28 protein-coding genes are annotated in these 21,025 nt (G+C 34.7%); 1 reads left to right on the top strand and 27 read right to left on the bottom strand.

Annotation, left to right across the window (positions count from 1 at the left end; genetic code table 11):
- Window position 1: 1 nt before the first annotated feature.
- The 9 genes from BS101_RS00535 to BS101_RS23150 form a co-directional block, all read right to left on the bottom strand.
- A complete protein-coding gene (locus BS101_RS00535) occupies window positions 2–1,477 on the bottom strand; it encodes a hypothetical protein (protein ID WP_073537077.1) in 1,476 nt (491 codons plus the stop codon).
- 147 nt (window positions 1,478–1,624) lie between these two features.
- Complete coding sequence (locus tag BS101_RS00530) at window positions 1,625–2,044, bottom strand: hypothetical protein (protein WP_242951456.1); 420 nt, start codon at window positions 2,042–2,044, stop codon at window positions 1,625–1,627.
- A gap of 63 nt (window positions 2,045–2,107) precedes the next feature.
- The gene (locus tag BS101_RS00525; protein WP_073537075.1) at window positions 2,108–2,332 is read right to left on the bottom strand and encodes a hypothetical protein; all 225 of its coding nucleotides are present in this window, start codon (window positions 2,330–2,332) and stop codon (window positions 2,108–2,110) included.
- 5 nt (window positions 2,333–2,337) lie between these two features.
- Complete coding sequence (locus tag BS101_RS00520; protein ID WP_073537074.1) at window positions 2,338–3,669, bottom strand: hypothetical protein; 1,332 nt, start codon at window positions 3,667–3,669, stop codon at window positions 2,338–2,340.
- Window positions 3,662–5,182: a phage portal protein gene (locus BS101_RS00515; RefSeq protein WP_073537073.1), complete on the bottom strand. Its 1,521-nt coding sequence runs from the start codon at window positions 5,180–5,182 to the stop codon at window positions 3,662–3,664. Before BS101_RS00515 ends, BS101_RS00520 begins: the two co-directional genes overlap by 8 nt.
- On the bottom strand, window positions 5,173–6,582 hold the full coding sequence (locus tag BS101_RS00510; protein WP_073537072.1) for a terminase B: 1,410 nt from the start codon (window positions 6,580–6,582) through the stop codon (window positions 5,173–5,175). Before BS101_RS00510 ends, BS101_RS00515 begins: the two co-directional genes overlap by 10 nt.
- Window positions 6,575–7,456 (bottom strand): DUF1804 family protein, encoded by an 882-nt coding sequence (locus tag BS101_RS00505; protein ID WP_073537071.1) that lies wholly within the window; start codon window positions 7,454–7,456, stop codon window positions 6,575–6,577. The genes BS101_RS00510 and BS101_RS00505 overlap by 8 nt, the downstream gene beginning before the upstream one ends.
- 58 nt (window positions 7,457–7,514) lie before the next feature.
- A complete protein-coding gene (locus BS101_RS24135) occupies window positions 7,515–7,637 on the bottom strand; it encodes a hypothetical protein (protein ID WP_278335257.1) in 123 nt (40 codons plus the stop codon).
- A gap of 294 nt (window positions 7,638–7,931) precedes the next feature.
- Window positions 7,932–8,093, bottom strand: a complete 162-nt coding sequence (locus BS101_RS23150) for a hypothetical protein (protein ID WP_198039542.1) — start codon at window positions 8,091–8,093, stop codon at window positions 7,932–7,934.
- Window positions 8,094–8,492: 399 nt separating this feature from the next.
- On the opposite strand from BS101_RS23150, the gene BS101_RS22540 reads away from it, so the two are divergent.
- The gene (locus BS101_RS22540; RefSeq protein ID WP_156875982.1) at window positions 8,493–8,660 is read left to right on the top strand and encodes a hypothetical protein; all 168 of its coding nucleotides are present in this window, start codon (window positions 8,493–8,495) and stop codon (window positions 8,658–8,660) included.
- Window positions 8,661–9,132: 472 nt separating this feature from the next.
- Here BS101_RS22540 and BS101_RS00495 read toward each other — a convergent pair whose 3' ends face one another.
- The 18 genes from BS101_RS00495 to BS101_RS00415 form a co-directional block, all read right to left on the bottom strand.
- A complete protein-coding gene (locus BS101_RS00495) occupies window positions 9,133–10,137 on the bottom strand; it encodes a DUF3231 family protein (RefSeq protein ID WP_073537069.1) in 1,005 nt (334 codons plus the stop codon).
- Window positions 10,138–10,250: 113 nt separating this feature from the next.
- Window positions 10,251–10,769 (bottom strand): hypothetical protein, encoded by a 519-nt coding sequence (locus BS101_RS00490; RefSeq protein ID WP_073537068.1) that lies wholly within the window; start codon window positions 10,767–10,769, stop codon window positions 10,251–10,253.
- 46 nt (window positions 10,770–10,815) lie between these two features.
- A complete protein-coding gene (locus BS101_RS00485) occupies window positions 10,816–11,430 on the bottom strand; it encodes a hypothetical protein (RefSeq protein WP_073537067.1) in 615 nt (204 codons plus the stop codon).
- Between the two features lie 25 nt (window positions 11,431–11,455).
- On the bottom strand, window positions 11,456–11,656 hold the full coding sequence (locus BS101_RS00480) for a hypothetical protein (protein WP_073537066.1): 201 nt from the start codon (window positions 11,654–11,656) through the stop codon (window positions 11,456–11,458).
- A gap of 22 nt (window positions 11,657–11,678) precedes the next feature.
- Complete coding sequence (locus BS101_RS22535; RefSeq protein ID WP_156875981.1) at window positions 11,679–11,840, bottom strand: hypothetical protein; 162 nt, start codon at window positions 11,838–11,840, stop codon at window positions 11,679–11,681.
- A 355-nt stretch (window positions 11,841–12,195) separates the two neighbouring features.
- Entirely contained in the window at window positions 12,196–12,399 is a 204-nt protein-coding gene (locus BS101_RS00475) for a hypothetical protein (RefSeq protein WP_073537065.1), read from the bottom strand.
- Between the two features lie 44 nt (window positions 12,400–12,443).
- Entirely contained in the window at window positions 12,444–12,749 is a 306-nt protein-coding gene (locus tag BS101_RS00470) for a MazG-like family protein (RefSeq protein WP_073541012.1), read from the bottom strand.
- Between the two features lie 29 nt (window positions 12,750–12,778).
- Window positions 12,779–13,051 (bottom strand): hypothetical protein, encoded by a 273-nt coding sequence (locus BS101_RS00465; protein ID WP_073537064.1) that lies wholly within the window; start codon window positions 13,049–13,051, stop codon window positions 12,779–12,781.
- Between the two features lie 13 nt (window positions 13,052–13,064).
- Window positions 13,065–13,457, bottom strand: a complete 393-nt coding sequence (locus BS101_RS00460) for a hypothetical protein (protein WP_073537063.1) — start codon at window positions 13,455–13,457, stop codon at window positions 13,065–13,067.
- Complete coding sequence (locus BS101_RS00455) at window positions 13,458–13,970, bottom strand: hypothetical protein (RefSeq protein ID WP_073537062.1); 513 nt, start codon at window positions 13,968–13,970, stop codon at window positions 13,458–13,460.
- Window positions 13,967–14,695 (bottom strand): hypothetical protein, encoded by a 729-nt coding sequence (locus tag BS101_RS00450; RefSeq protein WP_073537061.1) that lies wholly within the window; start codon window positions 14,693–14,695, stop codon window positions 13,967–13,969. The genes BS101_RS00455 and BS101_RS00450 overlap by 4 nt, the downstream gene beginning before the upstream one ends.
- Window positions 14,696–14,994: 299 nt before the next feature.
- Window positions 14,995–16,434: a DNA cytosine methyltransferase gene (locus tag BS101_RS00445; protein ID WP_198039540.1), complete on the bottom strand. Its 1,440-nt coding sequence runs from the start codon at window positions 16,432–16,434 to the stop codon at window positions 14,995–14,997.
- A gap of 4 nt (window positions 16,435–16,438) precedes the next feature.
- Window positions 16,439–16,864 carry a hypothetical protein gene (locus tag BS101_RS00440; protein ID WP_073537060.1) on the bottom strand — a complete coding sequence of 142 codons (426 nt, stop codon included), beginning with the start codon at window positions 16,862–16,864 and terminating at the stop codon, window positions 16,439–16,441.
- A 14-nt stretch (window positions 16,865–16,878) separates the two neighbouring features.
- Entirely contained in the window at window positions 16,879–17,706 is an 828-nt protein-coding gene (locus BS101_RS00435) for a DNA adenine methylase (protein ID WP_073537059.1), read from the bottom strand.
- A gap of 18 nt (window positions 17,707–17,724) precedes the next feature.
- Window positions 17,725–18,594: an ATP-binding protein gene (locus tag BS101_RS00430; RefSeq protein WP_073537058.1), complete on the bottom strand. Its 870-nt coding sequence runs from the start codon at window positions 18,592–18,594 to the stop codon at window positions 17,725–17,727.
- Entirely contained in the window at window positions 18,524–19,342 is an 819-nt protein-coding gene (locus tag BS101_RS00425) for a hypothetical protein (protein WP_073537057.1), read from the bottom strand. Before BS101_RS00425 ends, BS101_RS00430 begins: the two co-directional genes overlap by 71 nt.
- A 13-nt stretch (window positions 19,343–19,355) precedes the next feature.
- A complete protein-coding gene (locus BS101_RS00420; RefSeq protein ID WP_073537056.1) occupies window positions 19,356–20,081 on the bottom strand; it encodes an MBL fold metallo-hydrolase in 726 nt (241 codons plus the stop codon).
- A complete protein-coding gene (locus tag BS101_RS00415) occupies window positions 20,081–21,013 on the bottom strand; it encodes a recombinase RecT (RefSeq protein WP_073537055.1) in 933 nt (310 codons plus the stop codon). Before BS101_RS00415 ends, BS101_RS00420 begins: the two co-directional genes overlap by 1 nt.
- Between the last annotated feature and the right edge of the window lie 12 nt (window positions 21,014–21,025).

The following is a 21,025-nucleotide window of genomic DNA, read 5'->3' as shown; positions in this document are numbered from 1 at the left end:
CTTATATTGATATCCTTCTTGTTTTTAATATACCTGATGTTTCGGTTTTATTGTCAGTTGAAGTGCCTATCCCCGGTGCCATGTCAATATGTTCACCAGATATAAAGCTCTTTACAAAATCATCTTTTAGTATATTATCAATCTCACCTGATATAACTTCCTTTGTAGCTCCATCTTCAACCTTTAGCATCTTTTTTACCAGGTTCTGAGCCATTTCACCTGCAACTTTTTCTTTGACAACATCATCAATAGTCTTTTGAAACTCTGCTTTTTTAGAATTTTCTATAGCTTCATGGGCTTTTTTAGCTGCATCTACTATATCCATTTCTCCAGTAACCCCTAAAGCTTCTTTTACTTTTTCAAGCGTCTCATTTTCCTTCTTAATAGTATTTACTATATCCATCTCACCAGTTATTTTAAGATTGTCTTTAATCTTATCAAGTAAACTTTCAGCATCAACAGCACTTTTAACATCTGCCATTTCTCCGGCTATCTTTTCTTTTGTAAGGCCCATCTCCCCAAGTACCTGGGAATAGGTAACTTTTCCAGTCTGTAATAATCCATTTAAATTCGCCATAATCTCTTTAAATTCCATGTTTAAATTTCCTCCTTTATTATCCATTTCACTCGAAGTTACAGGTTCATATATCCTTTTTTCCATAACTTCCGTCTTATCTCCAAGGGCTATTTTATTATCTTTGTCTATTGAAAATGGTATGCTGTAAAGTTTTGTAGGTTGATCCCTTTGCTCATGCTCTACTATAACAGTATTATTATCATATCTGATATTTCTAACCCACACATAGTCTTGACCATCTTTTACGTTTAAAACACTTTTAACAGATTCCTTTAACTCCTGTTTAAGTTGTTCAAAGGTACCATCAAGCTGCTCTCCTTTCGCATTTAAATTATCCATCTCCATACCTACTATATTTGTGGGCATACCTGGCCTATGAAGTGGTGTCCAATCAATACTCAAAGGATTGTATCCAACTACATTTATATTTTTATTGTCCCTCTTTATTTTTGGATAACCAAATATACTGACCTCCTTAATTCTTTTGGTTCTTATCCATCTCTTAAGGTCAGGAGCAGATGCATCAACTATCCCCCTAAAATACGCCTTATTGTCTTTCATCTCTGCCCCTACCCAATGTGTTACAGGGGTCTTGAATTCATTAGATAAGTTTTCTGGTTTCTGATGCCCTAAAAAGCCACTTAATGTATTTTGATTTACATAGTTTACTATATCCTGCAGGGCTTCGGGTTTATAGTTCCAGCCCCTTTTACTTTTAGCAGCAGGTATTTCAACAACTACTTCCAGAGGATCTTTGTCCATTGATTTCATTAAATCCACATCTACTCCAGGAGCTGCTGAAATAGTACCCGGTTTAATTTGTGATATGCTTGCATTTATGGGATCTATTTCTCCATAAACTTCATTATCTATCTCTCCTATAGGTTTGTATAGAAACATTATTACCACCTACCTATTTTTATATCTCTATTTTCTTTTTCCACGTACATAGACATAAATTAAATATATTAATTTGTATCCAAGCCTCCGCATATCTTTTTCCATTTTACTCATACTTTGTAATGTAATGATGCATTCTTTTCCCTCCTATCTTTTCATATCTTGAAGTGTCTTCCTAAACTCTGCAGCAAATTTATTAATAGCTTTATCGACTAAATCATCTACAAAGACATCATCATCTATTTTTACATCAGCGCATATATTACTCTGAGTCAATTTCTCATTGAATACACTTGGATTATCCTTGATAAAAGCATAAATTCCTGCTTCTAAATCATAAATTTGTTTATGCTCTAAACCAATATTGTAAACAAAATTAATTTGGTGAAGAACCTCATGTATAAATGTAGTTTCCTTATACTGACGTGATGCACTTTTATCTATCTGTATTTCTTGTGAATTCCCACAGCTTCTTCCCGAACTTGAACCATTTCTCATAAGATTATCAATTAAAGCTACTGAAAAAATCATGCCACCAATTTTAATTTTACCAGGTATATTCAACACAATCCCTCCCTTAATTTTAAGCACAATAAAAGCACTCACTATTTTTTACTTAGTAAGTGCTCCCTAAATAATTTCTATTTCTTTAATAATCTCACTTAGAGATTTCCCATTAAAGAATGGATCTGTTAACAGTATATCTACGTCATTGTAACCTTTATTAACGTCACCATACGACATTGAAATATTGTCATGACTTAATGGAATAATTGAACCATTCACATTATTATAACTAAACTCTATATCCTGTGTTAGTGACAATATTAAATCTTTAATTGATTGTGCATTCATAAACATCACTCCAATATATCTTTGTGAATTTTTCTTTCCTTTTCGGTTAATTCTCTCGCATGTCTTCCGACTATCTTACCATTCTCCCAGATGATATCATGCGCATGTTCTCCATTTTTACCATATGGGTGCATCTTGGGATTTCCATGATTGGTTGGATTTATTTGTGTTTTCATTTTACCTTCATTATCATATATAGTTCTATTATTAACTTTGCCATCTTTACCTAATTTATCTATAACAGAATTAGGTGTAGTTTCTGCCGGAATCTTACCTTTGCTATCTACTCTCTTAATACCATTATAAGGTATTTTGCTAATATCATCAATATACATAGAAGATTTCTTATAAATATTCTGATACCACTGCTCAAGTCCCGGTTCACTTCCTGGATTCTTATTCCACCTTTTAAGCCTGTCAACAAAATCACTGGGGTTTTCATTTATTGTAAGTGTTACGCAAAGGCAATTCGGGTGAAAAGGATATGCAGGAGCTTTATCAACTGGATAACAACCAATTCCAAGTCCATAATCATCAATACCGCATATATGGTCACATATATCATACTTAGGGTGAGAACCTGATAATATAAACTTTACTCCACTGCATGAAGGACTTACCATAGCACTTTGAATTGTAGCCTCGCCATATGCAGCAGTCATTTCAGTTCTTGCAAGTCTTAGAGATTCATAACATATATCCTCTGGTACCCTGTTTCCCATTCTTTTCATCATGTTAGGATATTGCTTTGCCAATGTTTTTTTGCCAGTTCTCACATACTTCTCAAGCATCCTGGCAGTCTTTACACAATCTTGCCCCTCGGCTACTGCACTCTGGATTATCTCAGTTATATTCTCCCTGTATCTCTTTGACTTTGTCCATATCCTGTCTGAAAGATATAATCCCTTATGTAACCTTGCCCAACATGCTTCAATAGCTCTTTGGTTGGAACTGAAATACAGTTCCCTAACCTTGGATGTAGATACCTTAGATACTCCAGCTTCCTGAACTACTTTAATATCTATCGCCTTTGCATATTTTGTAGCTGCTTCTGCATTTGCCTTGATATATTTTTCAAGATTCATAGTGAGCTGGCCTTCCAGTTTATCCTGCTGTTTCTTAAGAGCAGTAATGAGAGTTTCCAGTTGTCTTCTCCTAATCTTAGAGGTACCTTCTTTTTTAAGCTCATTAGATATATCATGGACAAGTCTTACATACAATGCTCTTATTTCAGTTTCATTGTTAAGTCTCAGGTCTATATACTTACTTCTAGCTTTAAGTGCCCATGTCTTGTAATCGCCTGCTATCTTTTTAAGCTCGTCTATTTCCTTACTCATCTACAGTACCCTCCTGAGTACTTGAATTATTTATCTCAACATCAAGTTTTTTCTTTTCATCCTCAAGGCCGCCTGAATCCTGCATCCTGAAATTAAGCATCTTGTCTTTAATAATCTTTTCTCTCTCTCCAACTATCCCCTCATCACTAGATATGTAATCACTCATGGTATCAACATATCCTGAAAGGAAATTAGCAGCAGACTCAACAGAAATAAATCCTCCTGTAAGTGCAGTTTCAAGTGCAGTTGCAATATAGTTAAGAGTTTCAGCACTTTCCTTATTATCCTTAGGAGTGACTTCATCCCATCCTAAGGTAACATCATAACTTGCAAAACTACCACCCGTAGATTGAGCAAACATTATAAGTACCATTCTTGCAAGCATACGCCATTGCTCTGTGAATTGTTCTCTTTTACGCCTTATCTTATTGGCCATTATAGGCATCTGCTCTTTTACACTGGCAAGAGCACTTGGAGTATGTACCCCAAATACAAATTCAGGGACTTCACTAACATCAACAATACAATAAAATAAGAGGCTTAAGAGTACCTTTGCATCACCTGTGGCACTATTAACCTCTACAAAACTTGCATCTTCATCACTTGTCATAAATAAAACTTCATTACCATTTAAGTTTATTTTTCCACCATCTTTTGAAAACTTTTCCGGATCTTCTATACCAAAGTTATTAGCAAGAAATTTTTTTACATCTTTAAGTTTCAATTTCAGCTTAGGTGTACTGTGCATCTTACTTCCTTTTAATGCATGGAGCATAACATCATGATAGGCTTTTAGTAACGGTTCTATAGGCTCAATATCACTCTGCCCATACTTTAGTGTTTCATCAGGTTCATTTTTAAAATGGATTATAGGGACAAAACCCCAAGGATTAGGTATTGTACCTGCTTGTATTCCTTCTGGAGTATCTCCTGTTATTTGTATCGTCCTCTCCGTTGCTGTTATGGCTTGATTAATATCACATTTAAATTTATTGCTCTCTATATCCTGCCATTCCTGGTGGCTTTTTAAAATATATGCGGTTGGTTCTCCGGTAGTTGGATCAAGTAATATATCCTTAATTTGCTCTGGAGGGATAAAATTATAAACCAATCTATTAGGTTTATCGGGGTATAGTGGATTTACAGCCTCTTCCCTTGTAATCCATACGTAACTATCCCCAAGCTTCAAGGCATCAGTATGGGTCTTAAGCATATTAGATGTATTATCAAGTGCAAAACTATCCAGTATTTCTTGAGCTGCATCATCTTCACAATCAAAATGAGGCACCCCCATAAAACCTACAGTGGAATTTATTATAGGTCTTACAAAAGGAGCACCCAATTTATAGTCGTCATTATTATTCTGATATAATTGCCTTGCAAGTTCATAATCCACCTGTGAACTATCCAATTGATATGTTGATGTAGCAGCTCCACCAGATATACGCATCTGCTCACCCTTCGGATTCAGCAGTTTCAATTTTACACTTTTAATAAAAGACTTTAACCCCATATTCTCACCCCTTTCAACAAAGATAAATCACTATTGCCATTTTCAGCGAATGAATATATTACTGCATCTGCACAGTCAGGAGATTCTCCTATCCTCTTTTTCATCTGCTCCTTTTGTTCAAGATCTATCCTGCCTTTTGAGTCAATCTTGTATTTTCTATTTGACAGCTGCTTAATTAATTTCTCATTGTTAGGAAGCTCTATAGTAGGAGTTCTTCCTTGTACAAAATTAGTAAAATTCTCTTCAAGAATATCTCTCATATTTCCCCACATCTCTGCAGATTTATCTGAATAATGTTCATCATCATCTGCCTTTGCACCATTTTTAATAGGAATAACCTCATAACCAAGCCTTTCTTGTCTTATAACTTCATTTAGCCTATCAGTTACTCCTCCACCTAATCCATCATCATCAATCTTAATTCTAACTTTATTAATCTGGTGGTATTCATTCTTAAAATTATCTACAGTTCTCAATATGTTCCCACTGGTTTCCATAGTATCTTTCTTGCTATATTCCTTTAGTTGAAATACCCTGTTCCCTATTCGTGGAGCCAAAACAGTATTATCATTACCAAACCTGGCAATATCGGCTCCTAGGTTAAAAGTAAAACAGTCTTTTATACTCACCTTTGTACTTGTAGCAGTTTCAGCATATTCAAGTGGAATAAGTGCATCAGATTCACCCTTTGGAAATTCTCCAAGCACCCTGACTCTGTACACATCAGAATCTTCAAGATACTTTCTTTTAAGCATTTCAATGTTATCCTGAGAGGTTCTAGGGCTATCTAAGGATGATACTTTAAAAGTCCTGTATAAATCCCTGTCTCTGTTATGGCTGTCGTAAAATGTTCCACTGGTTCTAGTAGGGTTTCCACACATGAGAAGTTTATTTTCATATCCTGAAAGAGTACCAAGTATAGCTTCCATAATTGGATCAGAAACACCAGAAGCTTCATCAACAACAAAGAGCATATAATCCTCATGAAATCCCTGCATGTTTTCAGGTTTTACAGCAGTTCTTGCAGTAGCCCACCATCTTTCCTCATAACCTTTCATATATACTTTTGTTTTGGTCCACTGGAGTAATCTATCAACCATACTTCCAGATAGCCACTTTGATATTTCTGCCCAAAGCACATCATACAACTGTTGTCTTGTAGGTGCTGTAGCTATAACTTTTGGGAATGGTCTTGTACATAAATACCAGGTAACAGCTATACTCTCAAGTCCTGTTTTTCCTACTCCTTGTCCTGACCTTACACTTACTTTTGGATTGCCGGCCAGTGCCATAAGTACGTCAGACTGCCATTTGTCAGCATGGAATTTAAGCATATCCTCAGCGAACCATACAGGATTATCCCAATAATTATCAAGTAGAGTTATAAGTCCATTATCCATCTTGGCCACGCCTCTTTGATGCTATTTCTTGAACTTTATCAGCCCATGTCTTAGCTTCATCATGTTCACCATCACCTTTAGCCTTCTCAATCTCAGCCCTAAGTTTTTCCATTCTCAACCTCTGTTCTTCTGTTGCCATATCCATATGCTTTGACAGCCAGTCAAGGGCTTTCATTGCATCATGGAGTTTTATACTTACGCCATCCTTGCCCTGCTTAACTTCACTTATTAAGGAGCCATCTACCTGGTCGGATTCTTTAAAGTCAACATAGCTGTATTGATATTCTATTTTATTGCCTTCATTATCCAATAAAGGCTCTCCTGTTTTCTTATCTCTCATAGTCATAGTTTTTTGTCCAAATGAAATATAGTCGGTCACATTACTAAAAGCTATATCTAAATACTTCTGAAATATATCATCTGGACTTAGCATTGCCCTGTTAAGTTTCCCTTGTTTTAATTTTTGTACTTCTTCTTTTATACAAGCATTTACAAGCAACCGAGGTCCATTGGTATTAGCAGTTATATAATCACATCCATATGCTTTCTGATAGGCCTTGGTGGCATTAAATCGTTTGGAGTAATAAATACAAAAAAGCCTTTGTTTATCGGTAAGTTCAGGGTTATTTAATACCTCCTCAACTTCCTCAAAAACAGGCTCTTTTTCTTTCTCTGCAACTTCTTTTTTGGTTGCAACCTTTTTGTTTTGGTTTTTTGTTTTGGTTGCAACCTTTTTCCATGGTTGTCCATTATCTTTATCCCTCTTAGCCCAACTTTTTATAGTTCCCTGGCTTATATTAAATTTATTTGCCAGCTGCTTAAAAGTATACTTTCCAGTTTCATACTCTTTTCTTACGGTTTCCTTATCTGCCATCTCTACATTGTCACCACCTGCCTATTCGTTTTGTTTTGGACATAAGAAAAGAACGAAATTAATCGTCCTTTTTATCGCCCTTTTCTATTTTATTATTATCATTCTTCTTTTCATCTTTATTAAGTAAATAACTAAAATCAGTTAATTCTTTATTCTTCCCTTTATTATTTCTACGTCCCAAGTAAATCACCTCTTACCATATAATAGGATGTATCAACTTATAAGATTTATTTCTATATAAAAATATAGATATCTAAATTAATAGATATCTAAAAATTTAATGGTAGTTGCATTTATATTTTACATGCCCTACAACCACAAGCATAAAGACCATATTCATGATTTCATCCTCATTATGCAGAAACTTTTATTCCACACGATTTTCTAAGTAATTACGTTTGCGTAACTTAGTAAGTATATCACTTCATCCATCTAGTGTCAATTATTTCTATAATTCCCTGTATTATTTCCATTACTACCTCATCCTCCTAACAGCACCCTTAACCCTCCTGTAACACTCATGCCGCATTAATTTTTCTATATCAGAAAAGGAGAGGTATTCGCCTCTCCTTAATTTATCTTTATTTAGTTTTTTATCCTGATTAAGCTTTTCTTCTATAATGTCTCTTATCTTCATATCCATCACCTATTTCTTTTTTACGTAAAAAGAGTATATTTGAAATTTAAATATTAGTGTAAAAAGGAGATATGTTAAACAGATATACTCATAGCAAGTAACTATCCGGAGTTTAGTTACACTTATATTTATATATATGCTCTAATTTTAATATTTATACACCTTCTAATAATTCTTAACTCTTATTCACAGATTTGATATTTTACTCATAGTATGCATTGTAAATAAATTTTCGGAGGTACTTCATGAGTATTAGCAACTCTAGTGACAACAAAAATAACAAAACAGTTGAAAATTCCTATGACTTTAACGCTCCTATATATTGTCCATACTTATCAACACCTTATAATCGATCAATAGACGATGAATATTTAGACTCAGATATAGATGATGATTTTGATGACGATGATTTTGATGATGATGACTTTTATAGACAAAGAGGGCGCAGGCGTAGAAGACGTAGACGTAGAAGACGTAGACGTAGAAGATGCAGACCTTACCCACCTTACCCATGCTATTACGAATGGTATTGGGATTGGTATTAAAAGAGTATTGAAAACTCCATAAATGTACTAAGTGTAAACCGGTACAAATTTCAAATAAGAATAAGCACTAGTTCCTACCAGTGCTTATTTCCGATATATACACATATATAGTATAATTTTTATTTGCAGTTTCCCGCATTGGCAGCCCTATTTAACCTCGGGGCTAGAGGCATAAGTAAATTGAAAGATTTATTATAAGTTACTATCAGTATAATCCCTGACATTCTCATTATAACTATTATACTACATTTTTTCAATATTTTAATTCCAATCTAATTCCATTTTAATTCCTGTTTAATTCCACCTTAATTCCTGAATAATTCCTAATATTTCTGTTTTACAAGTATAAAGACACTGTAAAATTCAGTTTTGAATAATACAGTATTTAAAAAATCATTTAGTTCTTAGTATCAATACAGACATTATAATTTATAAAATTTCATTGTAATCTGAATATACCATACTAATATTTATATTTACTACATTTTCCTATATCAAACTCCTACCAAATTTTCATGGTTTATTGCCTGTGGGGGCTGTTCAAACCATTCATTATCAATCATGATATTTACACCATCTTTAGAATACTCCATAGCTTCATCTAAATATTTTCTATATGTAGCCTTCAAGTCACTTCTCATTATATTTGCCAATGCTAGCCCTATACTACCTATCTTTAACCTATACATTAGAGAAACTTTACTTAACATAAGTTTCTCTGAAAATGGTGAAATTGTTGAGTCAGTTACATATGAATCCGAAGAGCTTCCAATTGGAATAACTTCATCTACTAAGAATGAATTAAAACCATCATTTTGTTTAGTTGCAAGATTTATAACTCTTGATATATAATTACAAACTTTTTTGTCTTTACACACTTGATTAAAACCAACTAGTAAAGCTCTTCTTATCACGGTATCATTGGTGATAGAAACAATGTCCGTTATTTCATCTGCAAGTAAAGCTCTCTTCTTTCCAAAACTATCTAAAATAAAACTTTTACTTTTTATATATTCAACTTTTTTAGGTACTTCTATCCGAGGTGCTTTAATAAAAATACCCTTTGATAAGCCCAGTTCTGCCGCCCTGTTATAGACGTCAGTACTTTCTTGAATGCATTTTGAGAAATAATCTCTAATATCAGGACGTGTCACATGACCTAAAATCACACTATAGCTACGCACTGCTGATTTTGCCTCATATGCTATATACTGCAAGTAGAGAGTGTCAGAAAATAAACGTGGAGCATTTACATCAATATCGCTGTCTGTAATACCTTCTGGTAAAGGTAGTTTCTCTTGATTAAATAAATTAGTTAATACTTCAATACGCTGATTAAATAAATTTAGAGCATACTGTAAAATATCACGAATTTCATCATCATCAACTCTGTTGGAAAAATATCTAACTATGCGTCCAACTAGATTTCCAGCCATATAAGAGTTCCAAATACCTGATATTTCTGATGCAACTAATGGCGTTTTTGTGGTGTTCCCCATTTATATAACCTCCTAACATAAAAATATTTATAAAATTAGTATTGTAAATTATTTTTATTCTTATACATATAATAATTGTTTTATAAATTTTAATAACTATGTCGACTTAGTAATTAGGCACTAATCCACATATCCCAGTTAACTATATTCTCAATCAACCTATGCCTTCTCTTTGTAACTCCCCCTGGAGACATATTAAATTTTACTCCAACCTGCAAATCTGTTTTCTTGTACTTATACTTATATTTCAAAAACTCCTGGTCCTCAATTCTTAAATCTTTAATATTAGCTTCAATAACAGCATTATCTGCTTCCATATTCCTTAAAGTTTCCTCTATATTTGCAACCTGTTCTCTCTTCCATGACTGCTCCTTAATCAATTTATCCGTTATACGCAGCAAAGTCCTCTCGGCATAACTTTCACCTGTAGGACTTGTCTGGACTCTTTCTTCATATACCATTGAACGTGATTCTTCGGGGAGGTCTACTGCAACATTCTTAAGTTTGTACTCTATTACATCTATCTGACTTTTTAAAACTTCTAACTTTTTATTCAGTACACTAATTTTCTTATCCTTATTAAAATAGTTCCGGAGTTTTTCTTCCATCTCAATGAATTTCATTTCATCCATTATTTAATTCCTCCCCTAAAATCTTATTGTTGATTATGTTACGCCTCTACTTACCCATCTGCTTCAAATCATCCTTAAAAGCCCTAGAATTACAAATCATATTGACATATTCTTTTAATTTAAGTTTTGAAACCTTGGTGCTCTCTTTCTTTTTCTCTATATCAACATCAATCTGTTTTATGGTCAGGTTAAGAGAATTAATTTCTTCTTGCAGCAGTTGGATTTTATCAAAATACCTTTCCCTTTCCAGAGTTCTGGCATTTACATAATCGACTATGGACCTTTCATTTTCCTCTAAATCTTCTTTCAATAAATTTATTTCCACCAGAAGGTCCTTAACAATATTTCTATTAGTTTTTACTGGAAAACCAAAGTCAACTTTAATCAAGGTAATTATTGCCGATTCATCACTCCTCAAAACAAGGAGTATATCATCTTTTATATAAAACCTTTTGGTGGTTTTATCTCCTCCTATTTGGTCTTCTGTCAAGAAATCAGAATAAGTAAATATCTTATTTACATCCTGTATTATCCTTTCATTATTGGCTGCTACATATTCCTGGACAGCAAAGTTACCAGTTATACCTTTCACTCTTTCTACATATCTCACTTTACAGTGTTTGGTTAAATCTATATGTTTACGTTCTGCCATTACTTCCATACAATCCCTCCATGCCCATTCACTTTTAAACTAACTTTCTACCGCATATAGGACAATACTTTATCTTAAAATGTCCTTGTGCAAGTCTATGCCTAAATAATACTATTCTGGGTTTATCACCTTTCAGTTGAAATATTACAGCTTCATTAGGTTGTGTTTTTTTACTGTCAGGGCTTTTATTTACAAGAATACCTTTTCCATATTCACCGTCACAATATTGGCACATAAGCTATTCCTCCTTAACTTATTTACCTCCCATGCCTGTCCCACTCCTTTTTAAGATTCTTATAACTCTTAGCACTTTCCTTCTTGCAATTCCTAACAACTATATAAAAGCCTATTATCCCAACTATACTCAACAGAACCCATACTCCTATGAACGTATAACCTAATTTTATTAAATGCTCCATCTACTCACCTTCTTTAAATTTCCAGTATAATAAACCTAATTTTACATACCCTATTCATGCGAAACCTCTTTCGTATGAATATTTTTATATTTTGCATTTACTCCTGAATATAGCCATCATTTTTTTCATTATACCGGGGATGGATAATCCCCGGTGTTTAATTCTGCTTGAAATTTCAATTAATCTATAATTTATATCAAATTCCCTGTATAATAAATCCAATTCAGGACATACTATTCATAAAGCATTATTTTAATCTCCATATTTATTTTTTACTTTCGAATAGTTACTCTTTGTACCAGGGGTTATTAAATCCCTGGTATTTGAGTTTATTACAAAGTCTTTGGATTACGAACTATTTATTTTTTATAAATGGTGTATTTTTCCACCACCTTTGATTTATACATTCACTTTCCAGCCATCTAGCTGCTCCCATTTCTTTAACTTCTTTTTGGAATTCTCTTACCTCTTGCCTTGGATGATCTGGAAATTCAAGAAGTAGAGTTAAAGAATCTAATGCCCTTTCCGGTGATCCAAAATAGCATTCATAGTTAGTCATATTTAATCCCTTCTTTCAAATACATAATATTATCACTTTACATTCTACTTCCTACACACATTAGCCCCAACTTCCCCGCAAGCCTCACAGCCTCTGTCAACCAACTTTTTGTTGTGCCTGTGAAATCCCTGAACTATGTCAAAATTCTCTCTAAAAAGCTTGGCCAGAATCCCAATACCCACTTGAATAACATCCAGCACCTCTTCCATTATCTTTTTCTTATCTCCAGAGGAGAGAGCCTCACACAGCTCTCCTGCTTCCTCTAAAACTTTATCCTTCCAATCCTGCCAAGACATTGTACGATTGTCTATCTTATTTCCTCTTCGGTCTATCAGCTTCCTAAGCACCATTAGCTTTAGTTTCAATGTATTCACCCTCTTTATCTAAGTAATTCCTCTATGGATATATCAAACGTCTTACAATATATTTCCAAACATTCTCTAATATAAGCTTGTTTCTCTTTAGCTGTTTTACTATCATTAGCCTTAAATAAGATATCTACTATACTATCTAACGCTTTTCTTTCGTCTCTACTTTCTAGTTTTTTTCTTAAAGCATGAACTTTTTGCCTATAACATTCTGCTTCATTATTCTTATTTATTAACTCTTGAAATTCCTTATATGACAATGTTACCGTTGCAGTATCAAGCATATTAACCACCTTCTTATCTATCAAACATATTCATTTGCCCATCTTTAATTGGAACTTCTATAAAATCCCCGTCACTATTTTTAATTAATTCTTTTTGCCCTATATATTCTCCATCAGTTTTATCTGTTTGTTTTAGTGTTGTCGTAATGGCATGTTTTATATCTAAGCTTTTATATTCGTATTCCTTATTAATTAATCTGCCTTCCTTCATCACCACAAATTCTTTTGCATTGGTTACTGTACCTAATGTTATCTTTAAAGTTATATCTCCACTTTGAAAGTCCTTATTGTCATAAACTTTATCCATTATAGCCTTTATTCTTACATCCAGCTGACTAAGTATTTTTTTAAATATTGGACTGCTAGTATCGACATTATTAACACTGTTCTTATCATTATTTTGCATTTACTTTGCCCTCCTCTCCCATATTCCATCTCTAGCCAAATACAAATCAAAATAAGTAACTCCCACTGCATAAGCCTGCCATATGTCTTTCTTAAATCCATAAAACCACCCTGGAGCCTTTTTCGTGCCCTTGCCATGGTTCCGTGTTCCATATGCAAATCTATCCACTAGAGCTTGTGTTATAGTACTATCATTTGCTCTCTGAGAATTGCACAAATTCAGCTTTTCATCTTTACGATATATATAATTTGTATTCATGTTGAATTGTTCTACCATCTCAGTAAATCTGCCAATCCATACGCAGGTTTCAAATACTTCACGCCCCACAGCCATACCATAACTTGCTACCATTTCTATTGCTATTCTTAATTCATGTCCATATTTTTTAATATTTCTTCTCAATTCCTGCCTAACATCTTCATTTCCAAACTTTCCAAACTCTATAGGCTTTAAATTATAATCCATCACCACATAGGCACTTTCTCTATTACCCGGATCTATTGCTAAAATCATGCCATCACTTCCTTAAGCTCCCTAAGTTCTGCAATAAAATCATCAATATCCTTGAAATCTACTGGTATGCTATTAATATAAGATTTTTGCCTTAAAAGAAATCCACCCTCTTGAATTTCATAACTCATTACCTTCCCTTGGAGCAACGCTATTTTCAGTCTTTGCCCAAATTTTTTATTAACATCTTTCGCCGATTCTTCGCAGTCCTTCGAGGGTTTATCGGCTGGCTTCGCCGGCTTATCGTCCACAGCAACAGTCTCTTTTTCAAACTCCGTATTTTCACATAACTCATTTATTTCATCCCCCGATAGCTTCGGTTTCACCTCCTCTTTTTTAACTTTTCTTTTCTTAGCCAATTCCTCCAACCTAAATTTTGCAGTATGTTCTTCCAAGTTAAATTTATTTGCAATGCATTTAATCATATTAGTACTTATCGAAAGATAACTGAACCCAATTTTATTTAATTCCTCAAGTATCATCTCATCTGTTAAACTTGGTTTTTTCTTTTCTATTTCTTCCCCTTCACCTTCTCCAAAAATATAATCTACTGCCTTTTCTGCCACCTCATCAACGGAACTTGGATTTTGAGCTTTCCACCTGGAGTAATAGTTCTCTGCTGTCAACCTAGTTATTCCAAATTTACTAACTGCACCTTTTAATAAATCTCCTTTTTCTTGTCCTTTGTTACTGCTAAAATATCCAAAGCACTTTTCTTTATAGCTCATTAATATTCACTCCTTTTTATTTAACAATGCAATATTCACCGCATATCAAACATCTTTTAATAATTCCACCCGACCTAGTTTTACCAACACTTTTCCAGTAATGATTGCACATCTTAGGACTTTTCTTTTTCATCTTTCTCACCTACTACACTAATATTCTAAAACTCTAATATAGTCCTTTTAAACCCATCCTAATTTCAAGACGATTAATTATACTACTTGTCCCCTCTTCTTTGAGATTTGCTATACCTATGGCTTAAATTGGCTGTTATTTATATAAATTAAGTTTGCATCACGTATTAACCTACTTCTCTAAACCTTCCATTGCCTTCGCATAACTCTGGAAGATTTGCTCTTACCAGTGCTTCTGCAAAGGGTGGAGGTACTGCATTGCCACAACGTGCTACTTGAGCTGTTTTCGGATATCTTTTCCCTTCATAATCATGATCTATAATATAGTTACTTGGAAACCCTTGAGCTACAAATAGTTCATGAGGCTCTAGCATTCTCATTCCAATATCAGCTATTTGATAATCTTGTCCATAAATTGTAACTAATCCAAATCTATCTTTACTGACTATAGTATCTAATGGTTCATTAATATCCTGCCCCACACCTTGACCATAATACTTAATCAAGAAAGCTCTTACTTCTCCCATGTGTCCTGGTCCTGCAACAATGGTATTAATAGGTTCTTTCATATCTGTTCCTATCATATTTTTATTCATCTGTATAATAAACGCACTTACTAATCCATATCTGGGTGAACTATCTAATGTCATAATTGGCTCTTTAATAGATTGTCCTCTTACTCCATCTTTAGTGGTTTCTGAATGATATTGAATTAAGTAAGGTGTTACTAAACAATGTTCTGCCTTACTTACTATAGTTGTTAACGGCTCATGAATTGATTTATTTCTATCTTTCGTGAATCCAGTTTGACCAATTTGCATTATAAACGGCTCAGGATTTTCAATTACAAACTTTTGTATTCCTCTTGCTATGCGTTTCATAGTATTTTTCACAAGTGGCTTTTTTCTACCAAATATGCTTTTGCAAGGGATACTCCAATCAATAACCTCAGCTGCTGGAACATACGGCTTTAGTATTCCGTTTTTAACTTCCTCACTATTTCTATCTCCATGAGTTTTCTTAGGCCATATAATAGGTTGACCATCACATCTTGCAACCATAAAAAAACGCTTTCTCTTTGTTGGAGTTCCATAGTCAGCTGCAATCAATTCTCTTGAATCAACTTTATATCCTAAGGCTTCAAGTTGCTTTCTCCATTTCCAATAAGTTTCTCCCTTTTTATTTTTTATAGGATGCCTTCTTCTGTTCAAAGGTCCCCAAGTCTGAAACTCCTCTACATTTTCAAGCATAATCACCCGTGGCCTGACTAGAGCAGCCCATTTCAGTACAATCCATGCTAAACCTCTTATTTTTTTATCACATGGTTTTCCTCCTTTTGCCTTTGAAAAATGCTTACAATCGGGACTAAACCAAGCTAAACCAACTCTTCTACCTCTTACAGCTTTCACCGGATCAACTTCCCAAACAGATTCACAATAATGTTCTGTCTGAGGATGATTCACTTTATGCATGGCTATTGCTGCAGGATCATGGTTAATTGCAATCTCTACGCTATGCCCGGTGGCCATCTCTATTCCAGTTGATGCTCCGCCACCTCCAGCGAAATTATCTACTATAATTTCATCCAGTATACTAATCTGCTTCATTTTCTCACAAACTTTCTGTCATATATTTTTCATTTCGCGAAACAACCTGCACTTCTCCCACACAGAACTCATCATATCTAAAACTTTCACGCCTATCTTCTCCATACTTTTTCCACTTTACCAGCACCAAATAGTCTGTCTTATCGGTCACAATACCTTTTACGATTTTGCGTCTACCCTTACCATAACTTACTCTTAAAGTTATTTTCTCCCCCAGTCTAAAATCATTTTTCATCCTCTTGATGCTATCTATGCGATAGAATGATTCCTTCGACCTACCCTGAATAGGCAACCCCAATTCCGTTCCTATTATGCTCACGGTTGAAGCACTACAGCCCAATTTCTTTGCTATGTCCTTTTTGTACATGATTTCCCAGTTATCTCTTACAAAGTCCAGGGTTTCTTTTTTTCTTTCGAATGCAACTGCCATTTTTATCACCTCAATCAAACAATTTTCATCTGTTCCTCTACCTGAGGTTTATAGTTCATGAGAATTAATTCAGTCCGGATCGGACACTTATCTCCATCACTTCTAACCTCAATCTGTGAAGCTGTATTGTATTCAACCCTGTGCCAGTCATAATATAATTCATCAATCAACGGATCCGGATAGTAGCAGACCATGGCTTTTCCCTTTATTTTTTCAAGTCTCCTTCTTAGCCTCAAATGGTCCTCTGGTTGAAATCCACCCGCATAAATATTTTCATATCCCACATAGGGAGGGTCTAGGAAGAACAATGTATCTTCCGTATCGTAGAAATCAATTACCTCCTGAAAATCCCTGCAGAGTATATTCCATGTCTTGATTATTTGGGCCATCTTAGGTATTAAGTTAACTGCAGACCTATAAGTCCCAGCCTTGTCTTGAGTCTTTGAAAGCCCTAATCCATTCCTGTATTTGTGGCCTCCTCCTGAGAATGTCAACCGCATCTTGTAAAAAAACCTGACAGCTCTTTCTAAACTATCCTCAGGTAGAGGGTCCCATTTATATTTTTTATAAAGTGCTTCACTGTATGGCAGCCCATCACATGCATGGAATAATTCTTCCGGTCTATCCCTTAAAACAAGCATGTAGTTTATAAGCTCGTCATTTTTATCATTGACAACTGTTATTTTGGCCGGAGACTTGACACTCTTGTAAAAAGTCACAGCTCCACTTCCAAAAGTACAGTCCGCAAATATTTTATGTTTAGGCATAAGTTCCAGGTACCGTTCTTCCTTTCCATGTTTGCCACCAATCCACTTTATGTTGCTTAAATTCTTAAGTTTCACATTATTCCTCCTTACTTTCTAACTGTTTAGTATATCTCTGAGTATCTGGGTTTTTCTAATCCCATTCTTTATCCGTATACTTGAACCTGTATTTTCAATAGGGGAACACATATCATGGATTAATCTATCTGCAGTTCTGCCAATATCATATTCACAGTCCCTGTCATATCTTCTCTTAAGCTGATTCATTGACAGATTTGACGTTATAATTAATGGTTTTTTCTTCCTGTATCTTGAATCCAATATTTGATACATGGTAGCTCTGGACCAATCCGTATTATTTTCAACTCCTATATCGTCAATAATCACCAAATCTGCGTTATCCAAGCAATTGAGTATGTTTTGCACTCCTTCATCACCGTAGCTTCTGAAACTGCTCTTTATCCTCTCCAAAATTCCAATAGCAGAAACACAAACCACAGGTATAAACTGTTTTATAAGTGTATTAGCAATACACCCCGATAAAAATGTTTTTCCGTTACCTGGCTTTCCGTAAATAAGCAGGCCTACGTTTTCTTTCAAGGCTTTTTCTTTGAAACATTTCACATACTTTATTCCTAGTTCATACATGCTCTCATTGCCCAAAGTATGGTCCCAGCTTTCAAAGGTGAACTCCCTAAACTCCCTGGTCATTAAGCTGTTATTAAATATTCTCTCAAGCCTAATCTGCTTTTCTCTGGCTTGAGATATACGCTCGTTTTCTTCAAAGGCTTCTTTTTTACACTTACACATCCTTGGGACTATATAATTTCTCCCCATTAGCCTGACCACTTTTCCTGTAGGTTCACCACAAACAGGACAATTGTCTAGTTCTGTTTCAGAAGTGGAAACCAATCCCGGAGCTGTCGATCCCCTTTTCTGTATTTTCTTGTTTTGGGTCTCTATCATGACTTTTACCCCCATTCTTGATATTTTCACGTTTCCATAAATCTTTTATAATGCCTATGCAGTAGCAAAAAGAGTTTATTTTATCATTCTCAGTATCTGGCTTGAATCTATCAAAGGCTTGATCTATACCTCTTAGAACTGTATTGAGGGACGGCACCTCATTACAAATCTTCTGGGCGGCTTCTAGTTCACGAGGTTTTAAATTCAGATCCAGCTTTCCTGATTTTTGGCAAAAATATTTTAATGCTATTTCCCATGGCTCTTTTTCAGTAGTAGTAATATTATTATCTTTATTATCATTATTGTTTGTCTCTGTTTGTAATCCATTATCATTCTGTTTGTAATCTGTTTGTAATCCATTATCGTTCTGGTTATCGGCGGAACTCGTTGATATATCTTCATTTAAACCGTTCTGATTTTGGTACTCTTCATAATTCACTACTGTAATCATAGTTTTTCTTTTATCAGTTGATAATTTTATCATTTCTTCGGTAGCAAGGAGCTTTAAAAACCTTCTAGTTTTTTCTGTACCCCACCCCCATCTTTCCATTAATTTTTTTTGTGACGTTATAAAACTTCCTCTTTTTACATTTATTAATTCACTACCAAGTAAAGTTTTCTTATCCTTATGGTTGGCTGACAGGAGAAGGTCAATCCAAGCCTGGCCTTTAGAAAAAGGCTTCTCTTGCCATAACCAACTGTATTGAATTTTTCTGTGTACACTTATCCATCCTTTGCCTTCTCCCATAATCCAATACTCCTTAAAATAAATCTATCTTCAAACCTTTATCCGCAATATAGGTAGGCTTTCCTGTAAGCCTTTCTATCTCTTCTTGAAACTGTGCAGCATTACTATTGCTATCACTAAGATGTAAAAGCACAATATCTTTAACCTGACTTAAATCAGTGACCTTTAAAAATTCTTTTACATTCTCCAGGCTAAAATGAGATTTCAAAAGCCTGTTTCTAAGCACAGGATGTATTAATCCCTTTTCAAAGTTTTCATTTACAATATCCATACTGTAGTTGCACTCAATCATAATGTGATTAAGTCCTGTAAAGTTATACTGGCAGTAGTAACTATCTGTAATAAAGAGCAGTTTACCCATATCACTATGTTGTATAAGAAACCCTAAAGGCTCTACTGCATCATGTTCAGTTTCAAAGGGAAGTATAGTAAAATACCCTATAGAAACCTGATTTTCAGATTCAATTACTTGTGCTCTATAATCCCCAGCATCTACTGCCTTTAATGTTCCACTGCTGCTGTAAACATCTATTCCGTTATTGATAAACTCCTTTATAGCCTTAGAATGATCCTTATGACAATGGGTGACCAAACACCCTACAACATTCATCAAATTAAAATCCAGTCCTTTTAAAATAGTCTTATAGGACAATCCACATTCTACAATTAAGATTTCGTCTTTATTCTGGAGTAGATAGCAGTTACCACTGCTACCACTCCCCAATACTGTGAGCTTCATCAAAATCCTGGCCCTTCCGTTTCAGTTTGTTCTGTAGGGGTTGAATTATGTTTTTCTTCCACCTTCTCAGGCTCCACATCAATTACATTCTGCTTTTCCGTCTTTTCCTCAGAAGCCTTTATATCTATAGACTTCTTATTGGCCTTTTCCTTTATCTCTTCCTTAACTTCATATTCAACATTACCTACCATGCTCTCCTCATCATAGGTCTTGTCCGTATTGTTAAAAGCTTCAATCAAAAGGTCACTGTCGTCAGAAGTATTTGCATACATCTTGCAAGCCCTGTTTATCACCGATTTCTTTGCCATTTCATCTGTAAAATTATTATGGGCTGTAGATTTTCCACTTTTATAGGCAATACCCTGTCCCCATGCTTTTCTAATCTGGTCGATATTCATTACCTCTACATGGATGGGACCATTCTCTCCGATTACTACTGCAAAGGCACCTTTGATTTTATTTGTATCTATATTTTCAAACTTGGGATTGAATTTACTAATCTTTAAAGTTGCTGTATCCAGATCATATGTCTGTTCAAATTCATCACCCTCGTAAATGCAATAAGCTTTTATATCTTTAACACCTTTTAATCTCTTTGTTACTGCTACAGTTCCCATATAACTTCTCATAAGCTGCAGCTGGTTTCCGTAGACTATAAAATAGCATTGTTTTTTAGCAGGTGTCAGTCCCTGCAGGCACATATCATAAAGAGAACCTATAATTGAATTTTTGGTACATACCTCAAGTGCCGGTTTATTGCTCTTGTCCTTGACTTCCTGAAGTTGGAGCCATGCACTGTTTAGGGCATTGGCAACTGAATAATTAGGAGGAAATGCTATATCATTATTTTTTCTAAGTTCCCCTATCTTTTCCGTTATCTGATTTAGGGCATCCTCTTTGGCTAGTGTTATTGCAGTGCTTTTATTTTCCATTTATATCACCTT

Source organism: Clostridium kluyveri, from assembly GCF_001902295.1.
Classification (GTDB): domain Bacteria; phylum Bacillota; class Clostridia; order Clostridiales; family Clostridiaceae; genus Clostridium_B; species Clostridium_B kluyveri_B.
The sequence above is the reverse complement of the archived record's forward strand: the minus strand, read 5'-3'. Positions and strand labels throughout refer to the sequence as shown.

Excerpts from the sequence above, each read along its gene's own strand:
- BS101_RS00450 (WP_073537061.1), bottom strand. The coding sequence starts at position 14,695 with ATGAGCTATAAAGAAAAGTGCTTTGGATATTTTAGCAGTAACAAAGGA.
- BS101_RS00440 (WP_073537060.1), bottom strand. The coding sequence starts at position 16,864 with ATGGCAGTTGCATTCGAAAGAAAAAAAGAAACCCTGGACTTTGTAAGA.
- BS101_RS00475 (WP_073537065.1), bottom strand. The coding sequence starts at position 12,399 with ATGACTAACTATGAATGCTATTTTGGATCACCGGAAAGGGCATTAGAT.
- BS101_RS00525 (WP_073537075.1), bottom strand. The coding sequence starts at position 2,332 with ATGAATGCACAATCAATTAAAGATTTAATATTGTCACTAACACAGGAT.
- BS101_RS00460 (WP_073537063.1), bottom strand. The coding sequence starts at position 13,457 with ATGCAAAATAATGATAAGAACAGTGTTAATAATGTCGATACTAGCAGT.
- BS101_RS00520 (WP_073537074.1), bottom strand. The coding sequence starts at position 3,669 with ATGAGTAAGGAAATAGACGAGCTTAAAAAGATAGCAGGCGATTACAAG.
- BS101_RS00515 (WP_073537073.1), bottom strand. The coding sequence starts at position 5,182 with ATGGGGTTAAAGTCTTTTATTAAAAGTGTAAAATTGAAACTGCTGAAT.
- BS101_RS00465 (WP_073537064.1), bottom strand. The coding sequence starts at position 13,051 with ATGCTTGATACTGCAACGGTAACATTGTCATATAAGGAATTTCAAGAG.
- BS101_RS00420 (WP_073537056.1), bottom strand. The coding sequence starts at position 20,081 with ATGAAGCTCACAGTATTGGGGAGTGGTAGCAGTGGTAACTGCTATCTA.
- BS101_RS00485 (WP_073537067.1), bottom strand. The coding sequence starts at position 11,430 with ATGGAAGTAATGGCAGAACGTAAACATATAGATTTAACCAAACACTGT.
- BS101_RS00535 (WP_073537077.1), bottom strand. The coding sequence starts at position 1,477 with ATGTTTCTATACAAACCTATAGGAGAGATAGATAATGAAGTTTATGGA.
- BS101_RS23150 (WP_198039542.1), bottom strand. The coding sequence starts at position 8,093 with ATGAAGATAAGAGACATTATAGAAGAAAAGCTTAATCAGGATAAAAAA.
- BS101_RS00470 (WP_073541012.1), bottom strand. The coding sequence starts at position 12,749 with ATGGTGCTTAGGAAGCTGATAGACCGAAGAGGAAATAAGATAGACAAT.
- BS101_RS00425 (WP_073537057.1), bottom strand. The coding sequence starts at position 19,342 with ATGGGAGAAGGCAAAGGATGGATAAGTGTACACAGAAAAATTCAATAC.
- BS101_RS00455 (WP_073537062.1), bottom strand. The coding sequence starts at position 13,970 with ATGATTTTAGCAATAGATCCGGGTAATAGAGAAAGTGCCTATGTGGTG.
- BS101_RS22535 (WP_156875981.1), bottom strand. The coding sequence starts at position 11,840 with ATGGAGCATTTAATAAAATTAGGTTATACGTTCATAGGAGTATGGGTT.
- BS101_RS00480 (WP_073537066.1), bottom strand. The coding sequence starts at position 11,656 with ATGTGCCAATATTGTGACGGTGAATATGGAAAAGGTATTCTTGTAAAT.
- BS101_RS00510 (WP_073537072.1), bottom strand. The coding sequence starts at position 6,582 with ATGGATAATGGACTTATAACTCTACTTGATAATTATTGGGATAATCCT.
- BS101_RS00505 (WP_073537071.1), bottom strand. The coding sequence starts at position 7,456 with ATGGCAGATAAGGAAACCGTAAGAAAAGAGTATGAAACTGGAAAGTAT.
- BS101_RS22540 (WP_156875982.1), top strand. The coding sequence starts at position 8,493 with ATGACGATGATTTTGATGATGATGACTTTTATAGACAAAGAGGGCGCA.
- BS101_RS00490 (WP_073537068.1), bottom strand. The coding sequence starts at position 10,769 with ATGGATGAAATGAAATTCATTGAGATGGAAGAAAAACTCCGGAACTAT.
- BS101_RS00415 (WP_073537055.1), bottom strand. The coding sequence starts at position 21,013 with ATGGAAAATAAAAGCACTGCAATAACACTAGCCAAAGAGGATGCCCTA.
- BS101_RS00495 (WP_073537069.1), bottom strand. The coding sequence starts at position 10,137 with ATGGGGAACACCACAAAAACGCCATTAGTTGCATCAGAAATATCAGGT.
- BS101_RS00430 (WP_073537058.1), bottom strand. The coding sequence starts at position 18,594 with ATGATAGAGACCCAAAACAAGAAAATACAGAAAAGGGGATCGACAGCT.
- BS101_RS00445 (WP_198039540.1), bottom strand. The coding sequence starts at position 16,434 with ATGAAGCAGATTAGTATACTGGATGAAATTATAGTAGATAATTTCGCT.